Source organism: Bradyrhizobium sp. WSM4872 (genome assembly GCF_055811715.1).
In genome coordinates this window covers 1-300 of sequence record NZ_JBVVPT010000089.1, presented here as the reverse complement: position 1 = coordinate 300, position 300 = coordinate 1, and the positions used below count along the sequence as shown (strand labels likewise).

The 300-nt window shown below is 62.0% G+C and carries 1 protein-coding gene; it reads left to right on the top strand.

Annotation, left to right across the window (positions count from 1 at the left end; genetic code table 11):
- Positions 1-282 (top strand): integrase core domain-containing protein (locus AC0L3C_RS36235; RefSeq protein ID WP_473410415.1); only part of this gene is annotated, 282 nt, incomplete at its 5' end.
- Positions 283-300 lie beyond the last annotated feature (18 nt).

Genomic DNA, 300 nt, shown 5'->3' with positions numbered 1-300 from the left:
ATCGAGAGCTTCAACGGCCGGCTGCGGGATGAGCTGTTGAACGAGACGTTGTTCACGTCACTGGCACAAGCCCGCGTTACACTTGGATGTCGGCGGGTCGATTACAACGACACACGACCACACTCGCAGCTCGGATGGAAGACGCCGTCCGAGTTCGCCATGACCTGCCATCCGCGCCTGGATCTGGCGCTGCGCTATGCCGAAGGCTCCGCGCCAGCTCCTGTCGCTCCCACCGCCCAGGAGGGCAAATCCAACCGCCGGGGCGAACTCAGAACTGGATAAAACTTGGGGGCAAGGTCA